Source organism: Ruegeria sp. CDSC052 (genome assembly GCF_059610685.1).
In genome coordinates this window covers 143,440-160,208 of the sequence record NZ_JBXWOB010000007.1, presented here as the reverse complement: position 1 = coordinate 160,208, position 16,769 = coordinate 143,440, and the positions used below count along the sequence as shown (strand labels likewise).

Genomic DNA, 16,769 nt, shown 5'->3' with positions numbered 1-16,769 from the left:
CCCTCCTTATTCAGCCGGGACCGCGACGGTCAGGCTGGCCTCTTTGGCCGGCGCTTTCCGCACAGTCATCCACAGGTTGTAGCACATGATCAGCGCCCCAGCGAGGAACATGACCCCACCCAGAGCTCGCACCACATACATCGGGAACTTGGCAGCCACGGTGTCGGCGAACGAGTTCACAAGGAAACCGTTGGCATCCACTTCGCGCCACATCAGGCCTTCCATGATACCTGTCACCCACATCGACGCGGCGTAGAGCACGATGCCGATAGTGGCGAGCCAGAAGTGCCAGCTGACCATCTGCAGCGAATACAGACGCTCACGCTTCCACAAGACGGGCACCAGGAAGTACAGCGCACCAAAGGTGATCATGCCGTTCCAACCCAGCGCACCCGAATGCACGTGACCAATGGTCCAGTCGGTATAGTGGCTCAAAGAGTTAACCGCTCGGATCGACATCATCGGGCCCTCAAAAGTGGACATGCCATAGAAGCCGACCGAGATCACCATCATCCGGATCACCGGGTCCGTACGCAGCTTGTCCCACGCACCCGATAGGGTCATCAGGCCGTTGATCATGCCACCCCAGGACGGCATCCACAGCACGATCGAGAACACCATGCCCAGTGTCGAGGCCCAGTCAGGCAGCGCGGTATAGTGCAAATGGTGCGGACCAGCCCAGATATACAGGAAGATCAGCGCCCAGAAGTGGATGATCGACAGCTTGTAACTGAACACCGGTCGCTCGGCCTGTTTCGGGATGAAGTAGTACATCATACCCAGGAAACCGGCTGTCAGGAAAAAGCCCACAGCGTTGTGGCCGTACCACCACTGGATCATTGCGTCCTGAACGCCTGACCAGACGATGACAGATTTCGAACCCCAGATGCTGACAGGGATAGTCATGTTGTTGACCAGATGCAGCATGGCGACGGTAACGATAAAGGCCAGGTAGAACCAGTTCGCCACATAAATGTGCGGCTCTTTCCGCCTGACGATTGTTCCCAGGAACACGGCAAGATAGGCCACCCAGACGATGGTCAGCCACAGATCGACATACCACTCCGGCTCGGCGTATTCCTTGGACTGGGTTCCGCCCAGCACATACCCGGTCGCAGCCAGCACAATGAACAGCTGATAGCCCCAGAAAACGAACCATGCCAGATTGCCGCCCCACAGGCGCGCGGCGCTGGTCCGCTGGACGACGTAGAAGGACGTAGCGATTAGTGCGTTGCCGCCAAAGGCAAAGATAACCGCCGATGTATGCAGCGGACGCAATCGGCCAAAATTCAGATATCCTTGTGCCCATTCAAAGTTCAGCACCGGATAGGCCAGCTGAAAGGCGATGAATGTCCCGGCAAGAAAACCAACCACGCCCCAAAAGGCCGTCGCGATTACGCCGTAACGGACCACATCGTCCATGTATTCGCCTGAACGATCTATGAGGATATCTGGCTCATCCGTGTTTCTAAGCGTCCAGATGAACAATCCCGCGGCGATCAACATCACCAGAATTGCATGCACCTGATACGCCAAATCGCGTGCATAATTGGTCCCGATCGCTGCAAACAGCACGATCAGACCAAGCACGATCAGCTTGATGTAATTTGACATATTGCGTCCCTTTGCCATGCTCCGCGCGATTCTTTTTTGTCGCGGAACCCATTTGACTGGTCGTTGTTTTGTCCGAGGACAGCCCAAACTGCTTTGATCTGTATCAAGACAGAATAGCGAATATTGTGACAAGGCTACAGAAATGATTTGGCCGGAATGTCGCGGACGGAACGGCCCTGGAGGCAAGAGGTCAAGATGGCGTATAAATCCCTTCTCACAGTTCTAACGGAAACGGAACAATCGGCCCCGGCGCTGGCACAGATGGCAGCCCTGGCCACAGCCCAGGATGCGCATGCCGAAGCCCTGTGCCTGGGGGTCGATCGCAGTCAGACCGGTTATTACTATGCTGGCGCCAACGCGCTGATTCTGCAGGAGACCCTGTCCCGCGCCAAAGCAGAGGCGGAGGACACCCTGCACTATGCAGAGACCTATCTGAACAGTTCCGGCGTACGCTGGTCTGCAGAAAGCGGCGTGGCCCAGATTGCCGATATTGGTCGCCACGTTGCCCATCGGGCGCGGTTCTCGGACCTTGTTATTCTGCCGCAACCTTACGGAAAAGACCGCAGCGTCGAAGCAGAGCCTATCGTCGAGGCAGCCATGTTCGAAGGTCACGCTCCGGTTCTGGTCATACCCGAAAACACGACGCCTTTTGACAAGCCCGGTACTGTCTTGGTCGGCTGGAACGAAAGCGTCGAGGCCATGCGCGCCATTCGCTGCGCCCTACCCTTCCTGATCGAGGCCGATCAGGTGCGGATCGTGGTGATCGACCCACCAACGCATGGGCCGGATCGCTCGGACCCCGGTGGGTTGTTGTCCCAGATGCTGTCACGCCACGGAGTTAAGTGCGAAATCGACGTGCTCAGCAAAACAATGTCGCGTGTATCGGACATCCTGAACCGCCATGCGACGGATACCGAAACAGATATGATCGTCATGGGCGCCTATGGGCATTCCCGATTCCGAGAAGCCATCCTGGGCGGCGCGACACGCAATATGCTGGAACAATCGACTGTTCCGGTGTTCATGGCACATTGAAACGGCAGAGCCGCCCAGCGGGCGGCTTTTACCCGCGTTTCACAAGGCCGATCAGGAAAAGCAGAATGATCGCCCCGATGGTGGCGAAAATAATGGACGAGACCAGACCGCCGCCAACGGCAAAGCCAAGGGCCGGGAAAATCACCCCCGCCAGAAATGCGCCAACTACGCCGACGATGATGTTGCCAATCAGGCCGAATCCCCGACCTTCCATGATCTTTCCGGACAACCATCCCGCGATGGCACCAATAAGCAGCATGGCCAAAAGGCTGCTGAATCCCATGACTTACTCCTGACGCAGTTTCACTGGTCCCACTAAACCACGGTTAAGACAACGGGTCACGCCGTATGTGAATCACACCAGATATCCGCCATCGGAATCGTCGCCTGCCTCTTCCATCAACCGGCCCATATCCGGAACAGATACACGGCGCTTGCCTTCTAGCAAGATGATCTCGTCTTTCTTCAGGGCGGATATCTGACGGCTGACGGTTTCCAGTGTAAGGCCAAGGTAGTCTGCCATCGCCTCGCGCGTCAGCGGAAGATCAAAAACGATTGGGCTGGAACTCCCGTTCTGCCCAATCGACGCATCCCGGCGCGCGATGATGGACAACAGGCTTGCGATTTTTTCGCGCGCAGTCTTGCGCCCCAGCACCAGCATCCATTCACGGGCAGCGTCCAGCTCATCCAATGTCATCTGAAGCAAACGATGCGCGATATGCGGAGTAGCACCCATCAGTTCTTCGAACGGCTTCTTACGGAAACAGCACATGACAATGTCAGTCGTTGCCACGATGTCGTAAGGCGCTGAATCTCGACCGGGACGACCGACGAAATCGCTGGGCAGCAAAAGGCCAACCATCTGCGTGCGCCCATCTTCCATGGTCTGAGTCAAAGAAGCGATCCCCGACACGACCGAGCCCACGAAATTCATCTGATCACCGGACCAGATGATTGTCTGCCCAGCCTCGAAGCTGCGATAATATTTAATACCTTCAAGAAGCTCCAGCTCATGAACATCGCAATGCGCACAGACTGCTCTGTGGCGGATTGGACAATCTTCACAGTTTGTATGATCGATTTTGAAAATCTGTGTCATGCGCGTTCCCACTTGATCTCTATCAAGGTTGCTAGGCGTGCCGTCCTCTAACGGTATCGCCATGATAGTTAAACCACAACTTGCAAAGCTTGGACTATTTGACGCGAAAGTACCGCGCTACACAAGCTATCCAACAGCCCCTCACTTCAACAATGATGTGGGGGTAAACCTTTACGAAGACTGGATTACCGGCATTAAACCCGGCAGCTCCGTCTCGTTGTACATACACGTGCCCTTCTGCCGCAGGCTGTGTTGGTTTTGTGCCTGCCGAACACAGGGGACGCAAACTGACAACCCGGTCATCGCCTATGTCGATGTCCTCAAGGCCGAGCTTGATCTGCTGGCCGCGCGCCTGCCTCAAGGCGTCACCCTCTCGCGTCTGCACTGGGGCGGCGGCACACCAACGCTGTTGAATCCCGATCTGATGCGAGATCTGGCCACACGCATTCTGGATGTTATCCCGCTGGGCCCGGGTGCTGAATTCTCGGTCGAAATCGACCCGAACGAGATTGACCAAGCCCGACTGGACGCGCTGGCCGAAGCGGGCATGAACCGTGCCTCGATCGGCGTGCAGGATTTCGACGATGAGATTCAGAAAACTATCGGTCGCGTCCAAAGCTATGACACCACGCGCGCAGCTGTGGACATGATCCGTGCCCGCGGCATTACCAGTCTGAACGCAGATATCCTGTACGGTCTGCCGCATCAGACCAAATCAAGGATGACTGAAAGCGTACAGAAACTGCTGTCACTGAACCCCGACCGCGTTGCGCTGTACGGATACGCCCACGTGCCGTGGATGGCCAAGCGGCAACAGTTGATTCCTTCGGACGCATTGCCCACGCCCGAGCAACGTCTGGAGCTGTTCGAGACGGCGCGTCGACTGTTCCTCTGGGATGATTACGCCGAGATCGGAATTGACCACTTTGCCACGCAGGATGATGGTCTGACACATGCGCTCAGGGCCGGGCGACTGAAACGGAACTTTCAGGGTTATACGGATGATCAGGCCGAGGTGCTGATCGGTGTGGGCGCAAGCTCGATCTCGCGGTTTCCTCAGGGCTACGCCCAGAACGCACCGGCAACATCGGCCTATACGAAAGCCATCCGCGAGGGGCGCTTTTCGACCTCGCGCGGGCATTTGTTCAAAGGGCAGGACATTTTGCGCGCACGTCTGATCGAAGCGCTGATGTGTGATTTTCAGATCAATTCGGCTGAGATTCTGCGTGACCACAACATATCCGCCCAAGAGCTGAACGAGATGTACCAGAAGGCCAATGCCGACTTCAACAATCTGCTACACGTCACCAAGGATGGCCTGTTCATTCCACCCGAGGCCCGGCCGCTGACCCGAATGATTGCCCGCAGCTTTGACGCCTATGACCTGAGCAAGGCAGGCCACAGCTCGGCGATCTGATCGCTTACAGGTGGGCCCGGTTGTGCGGCCCGCCGCTTAGATACCAGTACAGGGGCTTGACGCGAGCCTCTGGTTGTCTTCACACTTGGGCGGAACGATCCGAACCCTGAGGCAGGTGAATTCGCAGTCAGTCCTCGCCCACGCAGCCGTGTGGGTCGGCCCTTTTCGTGCAGGTATTACTGCAACCTGAAAAGAGGGACATCACTCATGCGCGTATTCACCGTCCTCGGCCCCAGCCAATCTGGCAAGACAACCCTGGTCGAGGCCATAAGCCGCCTCGACAACCGACCCACCACATTCGATGTCTCCGGAACCGTGCACTTGCACGGTTTTTCTTACTTGGACGAGCCCTGGTGCGCGATCGATGTGGACGGGGGCAGCGACAATCTGGGTTATGTCGGACCAGCCATGGCGATTTCGGATGCGGCGGTTGTGGTTGTCCCGCCGGACCCAGACGCGGCTGTCTTGTGCGCGCCCTATCTGCGGCTGGTTGAAGAGGCGGGCATTCCCTGTTTCCTGTTCATCAATCGGATGGATGCCCCAAATGGCCGTATCCGGGATATCATCGCCGCGCTACAGACCTACTGCACCCACCACATCGCCCTACGTCAGGTCCCTATTCGCGACGGCGAGACAATAGTCGGCGCGGTCGATCTGATCTCGGAGCGGGCTTGGAAATATCAGGAAGGCCAGCCCTCGGCCCTGATCGAACTGCCGCTCTCGGTCGAGGACCGCGAACAAGAAGCCCGCACCGAGCTGCTAGAGACGCTGTCGGATTTTGACGATCACCTGTTGGAGCAGCTGATCGAAGACAAACAGCCCGCAAGTGCCGAGATCTACGATCTGGCCGCGCAGGTTTTGCAGAACCACCAGTTGATCCCCGCCTGTCTGGGCGCGGCCAGCCATGGCAATGGCCTGACCCGCCTGATGAAAGCCCTGCGGCACGAAGCCCCTGAGTTCAACATTGCCGCCAACCGCGATGAGGCCACCGAGACTGCCCGCGCCATTGCGGGATTCGCGGACGTGAAGAAACATATCGGCAAGATCATCGTCCTTCGTGGCCTGGGAGATGGCGTGCGTGCGCATGAAGCTTTGGGAGGTGAGACAGTCGGCAATCTGACGACACTTGACGCCAAGACCCAGATTTCCGGGCTGGAGGCAGGTCAGATCGGGCTGGCCGTGAAATCCGATCACCTGATCCCCGGCAATGTTTACGACAGCAAATCCGAATCTCCGTTGCCGGAATGGGCATCATCACATCCAGTCGCCCAACGTCAGATCGTATCACCCGCGCATGAGCGAGATGACGTGCGCCTGTCGAACGCTCTGACCCGTCTGGTCGAGATCGACCCCGGTCTCCATCTGGAGCAGGATGAGCTGAGCGGCCATGCGGTGCTGGGCTCTCAAGGCCCGCAGCACATGCGCCGGATCACCGCCAAACTGGCCGAAGATTTCGGGATCGAAATCGTGGCCGACCCGATCGAGACCGCCTATCGCGAAACCATCCGTGCGCCCATCGAACACCGCCACCGTCACCGCAAGCAATCCGGTGGTGCGGGTCAGTTTGCAGATGTCGTGATCTCGGTCACGCCCATGCCGCGCGGATCAGGGTTTCAGTTCGAAGAGATCGTGAAAGGCGGTTCGGTGCCGCGCAACTATATTCCCTCAGTTGAACACGGGGCCAAGGACGCGCTGGAGCAGGGGCCTGAGGGCTTCCCTGTTGTTGATGTCAAAATCACGCTGAGTGACGGCAAACACCACAATGTGGACAGTTCCGATTATGCTTTCCGCACCGCAGGCAAGAACGCCGTACGCGAGGCGCTGCCTCAGGCCAAACCGGTGGTCCTGCAACCCATTCTGAACGCAGAGATTCACCTGCCATCCGATTTCGTCGGTGATCTTGTCCCCACGATCAGTTCCTTACAGGGTCAAGTGCTGGGATTCGAAGGCAACCCCAACGCTTCGGGCTGGGAGATTTTCAATGCCCAACTTCCTGCCGTGGCCGAGGATGAGTTGCATCGCACCCTGGCCAGCGCCACGCGCGGCACCGGTTGGGTAAAGTTAAGCTTTGATCACTATGAAGAACTGCGCGGCCCGATACCGAAAGCGGCAACACGGGAAACCGCAAACGCATGAAAAACACGGCGAGCGGGCTTCAGCCCGCTGCCGCAATCAATTCGCGGGTGTAATCTGTCTGCGCGTTTTCGAACAGATCTTCGGCAGCGCCCATTTCAATCACGTCACCGTTCCGCATTACGATGACATTATGTGACATCGCCCGGACCACTTTTAGGTCATGGCTGATGAACAGATATGCCAACCCGTATTTCCGCTGCAGTTCCCGCAGCAAGTCTACGATCTGCACCTGAACCGTCATGTCCAGCGCGCTTGTCGGCTCATCCAGCACCAGAAGTTTGGGACGGAGCACCATAGCCCGTGCGATGGCGATACGCTGCCGCTGCCCGCCCGAGAACTCGTGCGGATACCGGTCCATCGACGCCGGGTCCAACCCCACTTCGGTCATCACATCCGCCACCAGATCGCGCGGGGCGCGGTGTGGATCAACCTTGTGGATTGCCAGACCCTCGGCGATGATTTGCATACAGGTCATGCGCGGGCTCAGGCTTCCAAACGGGTCCTGAAACACAATCTGCATATCCTTGCGCAACCGGCGCAATTCGCGTGTGGACCAACGGCGCACATCCTGGTCGCGAAATGTGATACCACCCTCGGATGCGATCAGCCGCATGATGGCCAGCGCCAACGTGGTCTTGCCCGACCCGCTTTCGCCCACGATCCCCACGGTTTCGCCGGCGCGCACGCTGAGGCTGGCGTCATTCACCGCCTTAACATGGCCGACAGTTCGCTTGAGAAAGCCGCGCTGGATCGGGAACCAGACTTTCAGGTGATCGGTGCGGGCGACCTCTTCTGCATCCGCGGCGACCGGATCGGGTTGGCCCGACGGTTCGGCCGCCAGCAATTTCCGGGTATAGGGATGCTGAGGGTTCTCGAAGATGTCCGCGGTTGCACCGGCTTCGACAATCTCTCCGTCCTTCATGACGCAAACTCGGTCGGCGATCCGGCGCACGATGCCAAGGTCATGGGTGATGAACAGCATTCCCATGTTTTCGGCTTTCTGCAGGTCTGCCAGCAACTCGAGTATCTGTGCCTGAATGGTCACGTCCAGCGCCGTGGTCGGTTCATCTGCGATCAGAATGTCCGGCTTATTGGCCAGCGCCATGGCGATCATGACGCGCTGCCGCTGTCCGCCCGAAAGTTGGTGCGGATAGCTGTCCAACCGATCCTTCGGGTCCCGGATACCAACCTTCGTCAGCAACTCGACAATCCGATCACGGGCCGCGTCGCCCACCACCCCCTGATGCAGCGCCAGCGATTCTGCCATCTGCTTCTGGATCGTGTGCAACGGGTTCAACGATGTCATCGGTTCTTGAAAGATGAAGCTGATGTCGTTGCCGCGCACATCCATCAGATGTTGCTCGGACGTCCCGATCATCTCTTGCCCGTCATATTTCACCGAACCTTCGACAATCGCGCTGTCTCCCAACAGCGAGACGGTCGACAAGGCGGTCACAGATTTTCCGGACCCGGATTCCCCTACCAAAGCCACGGTTTCCCCACGATCCACCGTGAAGGACACGCCCTTGACCGCCGCACTGACCTGCCCGTCCTGCTGGAACGAAACCTTGAGGTTGTTTACATCCAGCAGGCTCATGAGAAGGTCTTTCTGGGATCAAACGCATCGCGGACGCCTTCGAAAATGAAGACCAGAAGCGACAGCATGATGGCAAAGGTGAAAAAGGCGGTAAAGGCCAGCCAAGGGGCCTGCAAGTTCTGTTTTGCCTGCAAGGTCAGCTCGCCAAGTGACGGAGCCGAGGACGGCAGGCCGAAGCCCAGAAAATCCAGCGAGGCCAGCCCGCCAATCGTTCCGGTGACGATGAAGGGCATGAAGGTCAGCGTGGCGACCATTGCATTGGGCAGCATGTGGCGAAACATGATCGTCCTGTTGCTGACGCCCAACGCCCGTGCCGCCCGGACATATTCAAGGTTTCGCGCCCGCAGGAACTCAGCTCGAACAACGCCAACCAATCCGGTCCAGCTGAACAGGATCATAAGCAACACCAGCAACCAGAAACTGCGCCCTAGAATAGCGAACATGATGATGATCACATAAAGCGATGGGGTGGCCGACCAAATCTCGATGATCCTTTGAAAGATCAAATCCAGCCAGCCGCCGAAAAAGCCCTGAATTGCGCCTGCGAAGATACCGATCAGGCTGGCGACACCTGTGACCATCAGCGTGAACAGAATGGACAGACGGAACCCATAGATCACCCGTGCAAGCACATCGCGCTTGGTGTCATCGGTGCCCAACAGGTTCTGACCATTGGGCGGCAGCGGGGCGGCGCCCGGCCGATCAACGCTGGTTTTGAAAGAGTATGGGATCAGCGGCCAGATGGCCCGGCCGCGCTCGAACCCGTCGGCGGCAAAGGATCCGGCCTCGATCTGTTCGATAATGCCGTCAGGATCGTCAAAGCACTGATCCAAACCGCCACTGTCTATCAGACAACGCACTTCGGGGTCGCGATAGATTGCTTCGGTTTGGAAATCACCGCCAAACTCGGTCTCTGGGTAGAAATTGAAGATCGGCGTATAAAGCTCACCGCGGTATTTCACCAGGATCGGTTTGTCATTTGCGATAAATTCAGCAAATAGCGACAGGCCGAACAGGATCGAGAAGATGATCAGCGACCAGAACGCCCGGCCATTGCGACGGAAGTTGCGCCACCGGCGCTGATTCAGGGGGGAAAGCGCCATTTACCCCTCCCGCTTTTCAAAGTCGATGCGCGGATCAACCAACACATACATCAGATCACTGATGATGCCGACCACCAAACCCATCAGGCCAAAGATGAACAGCGTTCCAAAGATAACCGGGTAATCGCGCGCGACCGCCGCCTCGAACCCAAGGCGACCCAATCCATCCAGCGAAAAGATGGTTTCGATGATGATTGACCCTCCGAAAAAAACACCGATGAAGACGGCCGGAAAACCCGCAATTACGATCAGCATCGCATTGCGGAATACGTGGCCATACAGCACCCGGCTTTCGCTCAGGCCCTTGGCGCGGGCGGTCATGACATATTGCTTTTTGATCTCGTCCAGAAACGAGTTTTTGGTCAGCAAGGTGAGCGTTGCGAAGGCCGATATGGTCAGCGCCAGGATCGGCAACGCGATATGCCAGAAGTAATCGGCAATCTTGCCAAATACACTCAGGCTGTCCCAGTTGTCCGAGGTAAGCCCCCGCAGCGGAAAGATTTGCCAATAGGACCCACCGGCAAATAGCACCAGCAGCAAAATGGCGAACAGAAATCCCGGGATGGCATAGGCCACGATGATGGCGCCACTGGTCCAGGTGTCAAAGCTTGATCCGTCCCTGATCGCCTTGCGAATACCCAGAGGGATCGACACCAGATAGGCAATCAGCGTCGACCAAAGCCCCAGCGAAATAGACACCGGCATCTTTTCCAGCACCAGATCGGTCACACTGATCGACCGGAAATAGCTCTCGCCAAAATCCAGAGTCAGGTAATTACCCATCATATTCAGAAACCGTTCCAAGGGCGGTTTGTCGAACCCGAATTCTTTTTCCAGTTCTTCGATGAATTCAGGCGGCAGGCCACGCCCGCCGATATAGCGGTCATTTGTTCCGCCGGTCTGCTGCTCAATATCGCCACCACCGCCAGCGATACCTTCAAATACATCTCCACCACCCTCCATCTGGGCGATGATCTGTTCAATCGGGCCGCCTGGCACAAACTGCACAAGGGTGAAGTTGACGATCATGATTCCCAGCAGTGTGGGAATGACCAGCAGCAGGCGTCTTAGAATATATGCTCCCATTTGGGCGGATTACCTCAAGGCGCCGGAGGATTTCAACTGGGCTTCCTGCTCGGCGTTGATCCACCACAGGTCTTCGACTCCCAATGAATAAGGCGGCAGGTTTTCCGGGTATTCATACATGTCCCAATAGGCAACCCAGTATTTGCCCAAATACCAAGTGGGCACCATGATCCGCTTGGCCCGCAGAACACGGTCCAGGGCGCGAACATTGGCAAACAACTCTTCGCTGTTGGTCGCTGCCACGATGTTGTCGATCAGTGGTTCAATATCCGGGCCGTGCGCGCCGGACGGGTTGAATACGGAATACGAGGCCGCCTCGGTTCCGAATTGCTGGTACAGTCCCGTCGAAGGTTGCAGCGAACTTGGGTACCCGCCGAAAATCATGTCGAAATCCCGGTCACGGCGGCGCAGGGTGAATTGCGCATTGTCCACACGATTGTAGGTTGCATCGATACCCATCGTCCTCAGGTTAGCGACAAATGGCTGGATTATACGATCAAGAGTCGGCTGGTCTGACAGAAATTCTATGGCCAGAACTTCACCGTTTTGATTGCGGCGGATACCGTCTTCGCCCACCTGCCAACCGGCCTCATCCAGCAGCTTCATCGCGGCGCGCAGATTGCGACGATCATTCTGACGCTCGGCGCGGGATTCATGGGCAACGACCGGTAGGTCGGTCAGTACCGCAGGGTCCAGCGCATCGCCGAGGCTTTGCAGAACCTCCAGTTCACGCCCCTCGGGCAGCCCCGTCGCTTCTAGGTGAGTTCCCTGCCAGAATGAGTCGCGCTGCTGAAACAGGCCATATTGCAAGCTTTCATTCGTCCATTCGAAGTTGAACCCTAACTGGACGGCTTCGCGCACCTTGGGATCCTGAAATTGCGGCCGGTCCAGGTTCATGACAAAGCCCGAAGCGTTGGGGACATCCCCGTCTTCCAGCTCTACCCGAACCACTGTTCCGTTTGCTATGGCAGGAAAATCATAGGCCGTTGCCCAGCTTTTCGAGTTGTTTTCCTGGCGCAGTGTGAACGTGCCCGCCTTGAACCCTTCCATCGCAGCAATCGAGTCCGCGAAATATTCGATCCGGATGGAGTCATAGTTGTTGCGGCCAACATTCACATTAACGTGGTCGCCCCAATAGTCCGGGTTGCGCTTGTAGACGATGCGCCGGTTGATGTCATAGCTGTCCAAAACATAAGGTCCGGATCCGATACCGGGCTCAAGCCGGGATTTGTCGAGCCGCCGGTTTTCGGGGTCTGCCTCAAACCAGACCTTGGAAAACACAGATGTCCCGGCAACCTGACTTATTAGGCCACGGCGCGGGATATCCGGTGCGAAGTAGAATTTAACCCGATGATCATCCAGCGCCTCGGCACGCGGAATCATCTCGCGGACGGCGTCGGCATAGGATTTTAACCCCTGTTCCAGCAGCAGATTATGCGAAAACACAACATCTTCGGCAGTCACCGGGGTTCCATCGGAAAACCGCGCCTCAGGTCGCATGTTGAAGATGACCCAATCCTGGCTTTCCGGGTATTCAAGGCTTTCTGCCAGCAGACCGTAGTAAGTGGCCGTTTCATCATAGGACGCGACCATCAGGGATTCATACTGATCCGCAGAACGCGCACCCGCGCGGCCCTGCCGCGTGTAGGGGTTGAAACTGTCAAATGTCCCTTGCGCTGCATAAGACAACTCTCCGCCGCGCGGCGCATCAGGATTTACATAATCGAAATGGGCAAACGCTTCAGGGTATTTCAAATCGCCAAATTCCGAGAATCCGTGGCTTTTGATGATGGTCTCTTCGGCAAACAGTTGAGAGGTCATGAGCGCAAGCAGCAAAAAGCCGGTAATCGGTATGGTCAACCAACCTCTGAAATCCAATGCACGTGCCTGAACAATCTGTCGGTTGGATTCCATTTGGCTCATCCCCTGTTGCGTCACTTCTTATAGTCTTGCGCCTGAACGAAGCTAAAGGTCCAGCGTTGACTGATTCAAGTTTAGAATGCGTGAGCGCATTGTGAAGGTTTCTTCATACAAAAAAAGCCGCTGCACGGGGCAGCGGCTTTGAATTTCAGATGTGCCGGTGTGGCATCAGTTGCCGATTGTCTGCAGATAGGCAATCAGATCGGCACGGTCCTGCGGTTTTTTCAGGCCAGCAAAACTCATGGATGTGCCCGAGATATAGCTGCTTGGCTTGGTCAGGAAGGCATCCAGTGCTTCGGGTGTCCAGTTGCCGCCATGGGCCTGCATCGGTGCCGAATAGCCGGTAAAACCGCTGGCCGTTGCGACAGGGCGGTCAACGACACCATACAGATAGGGGCCTGTGCCGTTTGCACCGTCTTCCAGCTTGTGACACGCGGTACACTTGCGGAAAACTTTGGCGCCTTTTTCAACGTCGGCGGCGGCCAGCAGCTCTTCAAATACTACCTCTTCACCGTTGGCGCTTTCGCCTGCGCTTTCGGTTTCGATGATGTACGAAGCCGTCTCGCCATGGGCATCGGCGTGGTAAAGCTCTTCTGCGGCCCATTTGGCCAGAAGCAGCACCAGGAAGGTGCCAAACAGGCCTGCTGCGGCCTTGGTAACTGTCATCGTGTCGAACATTGATCGCGAGTCCATTTCAGCTGTCTGCGGGGTGTCTAAGGCTTCCCCTTACAAGAGGCAAGGTATAGACACCGCGACTAAACGCCCAATTCTGGAACTTGTTGCACGGAATCGACCAAATGACAAAACGTATCGCATTTCAGGGAGAACCCGGTGCCTATAGCCACGAGGCATGCCGAAACGCTCGTCCCGATATGGAGGCCCTGCCCTGCCGAACATTTGAGGATGTGATCGAATCAGTTCGGTCCGGCAAAGCAGACCTGGCGATGCTTCCGGTCGAAAATACGACCTATGGGCGGGTGGCCGATATTCACCGCCTGCTGCCCCATAGCGGGTTGCATATCATCGATGAAGCTTTTGTTCGCGTACACATCAATTTGTTGGCCGTCCCCGGTGCCAAGCTGAGCGACATCACCGAAGCGCATTCGCATCTGGTGCTGCTGCCACAATGCGCTGGGTTCCTGAAGCAGCACGGCATTCAGGGACGCGTCAGCCCGGACAATGCCCGCGCCGCGCGCGAGGTTTCCGAGGCCGCCGAACTGCATTCTGCTGCGCTGGCCAGCGAGTTGGCCGGAGAGATCTATAACCTGAACGTCCTGGCCCGCCATATCGAGGACAGCGACGACAACACCACGCGCTTTTTGATCATGTCACGCGACGCGGATCTGTCGCGGCGCGGGGCGCATGGGATGATCACCAGTTTTGTGTTTCAGGTCCGCAACATCCCGGCCGCGCTGTATAAGGCGATGGGCGGCTTCGCCACCAATGGTGTCAACATGACCAAGCTGGAAAGCTATATGGTCGACGGGTCGTTCACGGCCACGCAGTTCTATGCGGATATTGTCGGGCACCCGGATGACCGCAATGTACAACTGGCCCTGGAAGAGCTGGAACATTTCACCACCAATGTTGAGATTCTGGGCGTGTATCCAGCCGTCCAGCCGCGCGGCTAGCTCAGGCTAACTGGTATTTCTTGCACACCGCACCTTCATGTGACCGGTAACCGACAAATCCCATGGCCGCGTAATAGGCCAGGCCTTCGGCATTTTGCGCTCCAATGGTCGCGTCTATTGCAGGCAGACCTGCGGCTCGGGCCGCCAGCAGCGTTTTCTGAAACAGGGCCCGCCCGACCCCCATGCGCGCGGCTGACGGGCGTATATGTGTTCCGATGATGCCCCAACCGGCTGTTACGCCATAAGTGTTTCCGTCGACGGCCAGTATCAGCGCCTGAAAGCCCAATACCTGTGAACCCTGCACCGCCACGGTGCATTGGATGCTGCCGCAGTGGCTGATGTAATGCTCTTTGGCAAAACTCTCATCGCTGGGTTTGGTGCGCTTACCGGCGGTCACGATCTCTTGCAGGACCTCGGAAATACCTTTGGCGTCATCCACAACAGCGCTGCGCAATATCACATCAGACATTCAGGGCCTCTTGTCTCGGAATTCTCAAGAACCGTGCAGATGACGTTCTTCCATTTCCCGCGCGAATTCGCTGAGGCGGGCCTGAAACTGTCGCCGGAACCGCGACTGACCCAATCTGAGCGATTGCAGCAACAGCCGTGCAGGCAGGGATTTGGCCGATAGCGACATATCCACGGTCAGCCGGGTTCTACGTTGCGACAGGGCCAGAAACTCGACCCTGGTTGAGCCATTCATTCCCTTGCTTGCCGCCTCGAACCGCATATGGGTCGGTGGATCACATTCGGCCATATTGATTTCCACGCGCCGGGGCTTTCCGCGCATACGGAACTCGGTCTCCCAGGATGTACCGGGCACAACGCCCATATGCCCTGACAAACGCCGGACCTCGATCCCGCGGCGCATTGCCATCCGCTCGAACCGTTCGAAATCCGCAAACATTTCGAACACTGCGTTGACAGGGGCCTGAATATCTTCACGTGCGGAGAATTGCATGGTGGGTTATCGTTCTCTTGCCTATTCGCCCAGTATTTTGTCAGTCGAGCGTATCTGCAAGCCAGTTTTGCAGCAGAAAATGCGCAATCGCGCCTTTGCGCGCTGGCAGAAGGCTGGGATGTTCCCCAGCAAAGACCTGCATCATTTCAGCCTTATCCACCCATATCGCGTCTTCGATTTCAACCGGATCTATAGTGATTTCTTGCGACAATGCCTCGCCTGCACAGCCAAACATCAGTGACGCCGGAAAGGGCCAGGGCTGGCTGGAAAGATAGGTTACTTGCCCGACGGGGACACCGGCCTCTTCCATCACCTCTCTGCGCACCGCCGCTTCCAGCGTTTCTCCGGGTTCGACAAATCCGGCCAGTAGCGAATACATCCCTTCAGGCCATCCCGGGGATCGCCCCATCAGCACCGAATTCCCATATGTGATCAACATGATGACGACCGGGTCGGTGCGTGGGAAATGCTGCCCCCCACACGACGGGCAACTACGTTGCCATCCTGCTTGCGACATCTCGCTGGCGGCGCCGCAACGGGCGCAAAACCTATGGGTTTCATGCCAGGCGATGACCGCCTTGGCGGAAGCCGAAAGTTCGGCATCACGTGGGGAAAGGCGCGCCATGATGCGGCGCAATTCGACAAAAACCTGACCTTCAGGCAAATCCGGGTGCTGTTGCTCTGATCGGTCGAAGAATGCCCCAAGCTCGGACAGGTCAACGCCCTCGGGCATCCAATCGGATATATCAAAGGCAAAAACCGGAACTTCATCCGAGAGACCAAGCAATACTGGCGCTGGGACGATCCCACCGGGACCATTTGCGATCAGCTCATGCAAGACAGGTAACAAGCAGAGTTGATCAAGGGCCTCTCCTTGAACCAGCAGCTTTCCGCGCCACAGCAACAGGCATTTCGCTTTCGGATGTGCTCGCGCTGCTGCCATCGTGTCGACGTCTCCGCGAAGATGTGCGGCACGATCCAGCCCTGATCCACCAAACGTTATCTGTTCCGCGTTCTTCATTTAAATTCCTCTGGTTCGCCTGCACAGGGCTGCCATGACAGCTTCGGTGTTGCAACGACAATTCCACGACCGAAAACCGAGGCGATCCCGTCAAATTACCGCAAGTGCATAAAAAAATTTGCACTTACTATGCTTTTTGTTGAAGTTGT

General features: G+C 57.0%; 15 protein-coding genes. 4 read left to right on the top strand and 11 right to left on the bottom strand.

Annotated elements, in window-relative coordinates; all coding sequences use genetic code 11:
• Nucleotides 1–6: 6 nt before the first annotated feature.
• A complete protein-coding gene (gene ccoN, locus AC2FIM_RS13360; protein ID WP_142636945.1) occupies nucleotides 7–1,614 on the bottom strand; it encodes a cytochrome-c oxidase, cbb3-type subunit I in 1,608 nt (535 codons plus the stop codon).
• Nucleotides 1,615–1,809: 195 nt separating this feature from the next.
• On the opposite strand from ccoN, the gene AC2FIM_RS13355 reads away from it, so the two are divergent.
• Complete coding sequence (locus tag AC2FIM_RS13355) at nucleotides 1,810–2,649, top strand: universal stress protein (protein WP_271949806.1); 840 nt, start codon at nucleotides 1,810–1,812, stop codon at nucleotides 2,647–2,649.
• Between the two features lie 28 nt (nucleotides 2,650–2,677).
• On the opposite strand, the gene AC2FIM_RS13350 is transcribed toward AC2FIM_RS13355, so the two are convergent.
• Together AC2FIM_RS13350 and fnrL are read right to left on the bottom strand one after the other, a co-directional pair.
• Nucleotides 2,678–2,932 (bottom strand): GlsB/YeaQ/YmgE family stress response membrane protein, encoded by a 255-nt coding sequence (locus AC2FIM_RS13350; protein ID WP_271949803.1) that lies wholly within the window; start codon nucleotides 2,930–2,932, stop codon nucleotides 2,678–2,680.
• Between the two features lie 72 nt (nucleotides 2,933–3,004).
• Nucleotides 3,005–3,748 carry a transcriptional regulator FnrL gene (gene fnrL / locus AC2FIM_RS13345; protein WP_271949801.1) on the bottom strand — a complete coding sequence of 248 codons (744 nt, stop codon included), beginning with the start codon at nucleotides 3,746–3,748 and terminating at the stop codon, nucleotides 3,005–3,007.
• 61 nt (nucleotides 3,749–3,809) lie between these two features.
• On the opposite strand from fnrL, the gene hemN reads away from it, so the two are divergent.
• Nucleotides 3,810–5,165: an oxygen-independent coproporphyrinogen III oxidase gene (gene hemN / locus AC2FIM_RS13340; protein WP_271949799.1), complete on the top strand. Its 1,356-nt coding sequence runs from the start codon at nucleotides 3,810–3,812 to the stop codon at nucleotides 5,163–5,165.
• 207 nt (nucleotides 5,166–5,372) lie between these two features.
• Nucleotides 5,373–7,301 (top strand): elongation factor G, encoded by a 1,929-nt coding sequence (locus tag AC2FIM_RS13335; RefSeq protein ID WP_271949797.1) that lies wholly within the window; start codon nucleotides 5,373–5,375, stop codon nucleotides 7,299–7,301.
• Nucleotides 7,302–7,320: 19 nt separating this feature from the next.
• Here the strand turns inward: AC2FIM_RS13335 and AC2FIM_RS13330 are convergent, their stop codons facing one another.
• From AC2FIM_RS13330 to AC2FIM_RS13310, 5 genes are all read right to left on the bottom strand, one after another.
• The gene (locus tag AC2FIM_RS13330; RefSeq protein WP_496708142.1) at nucleotides 7,321–8,898 is read right to left on the bottom strand and encodes an ABC transporter ATP-binding protein; all 1,578 of its coding nucleotides are present in this window, start codon (nucleotides 8,896–8,898) and stop codon (nucleotides 7,321–7,323) included.
• Nucleotides 8,895–10,001, bottom strand: a complete 1,107-nt coding sequence (locus AC2FIM_RS13325; RefSeq protein ID WP_496677809.1) for an ABC transporter permease — start codon at nucleotides 9,999–10,001, stop codon at nucleotides 8,895–8,897. Before AC2FIM_RS13325 ends, AC2FIM_RS13330 begins: the two co-directional genes overlap by 4 nt.
• Nucleotides 10,002–11,087, bottom strand: a complete 1,086-nt coding sequence (locus AC2FIM_RS13320; protein WP_142636962.1) for a microcin C ABC transporter permease YejB — start codon at nucleotides 11,085–11,087, stop codon at nucleotides 10,002–10,004.
• A 9-nt stretch (nucleotides 11,088–11,096) separates the two neighbouring features.
• Nucleotides 11,097–13,001 (bottom strand): extracellular solute-binding protein, encoded by a 1,905-nt coding sequence (locus tag AC2FIM_RS13315; RefSeq protein WP_496677810.1) that lies wholly within the window; start codon nucleotides 12,999–13,001, stop codon nucleotides 11,097–11,099.
• A gap of 174 nt (nucleotides 13,002–13,175) precedes the next feature.
• Entirely contained in the window at nucleotides 13,176–13,685 is a 510-nt protein-coding gene (locus AC2FIM_RS13310) for a c-type cytochrome (protein ID WP_142637256.1), read from the bottom strand.
• Nucleotides 13,686–13,804: 119 nt separating this feature from the next.
• Between AC2FIM_RS13310 and AC2FIM_RS13305 the strand changes: the two genes are divergently transcribed.
• Nucleotides 13,805–14,638, top strand: a complete 834-nt coding sequence (locus AC2FIM_RS13305) for a prephenate dehydratase (RefSeq protein ID WP_142636966.1) — start codon at nucleotides 13,805–13,807, stop codon at nucleotides 14,636–14,638.
• A gap of 1 nt (nucleotide 14,639) precedes the next feature.
• On the opposite strand, the gene AC2FIM_RS13300 is transcribed toward AC2FIM_RS13305, so the two are convergent.
• From AC2FIM_RS13300 to nudC, 3 genes are read right to left on the bottom strand one after another with little or no spacing between them, the layout of a single operon-like run.
• Nucleotides 14,640–15,107, bottom strand: a complete 468-nt coding sequence (locus AC2FIM_RS13300; RefSeq protein WP_496677811.1) for a GNAT family N-acetyltransferase — start codon at nucleotides 15,105–15,107, stop codon at nucleotides 14,640–14,642.
• A gap of 24 nt (nucleotides 15,108–15,131) precedes the next feature.
• Nucleotides 15,132–15,599 carry an SRPBCC family protein gene (locus AC2FIM_RS13295; RefSeq protein ID WP_142636970.1) on the bottom strand — a complete coding sequence of 156 codons (468 nt, stop codon included), beginning with the start codon at nucleotides 15,597–15,599 and terminating at the stop codon, nucleotides 15,132–15,134.
• 40 nt (nucleotides 15,600–15,639) lie between these two features.
• A complete protein-coding gene (gene nudC / locus AC2FIM_RS13290) occupies nucleotides 15,640–16,620 on the bottom strand; it encodes an NAD(+) diphosphatase (RefSeq protein WP_496708143.1) in 981 nt (326 codons plus the stop codon).
• Between the last annotated feature and the right edge of the window lie 149 nt (nucleotides 16,621–16,769).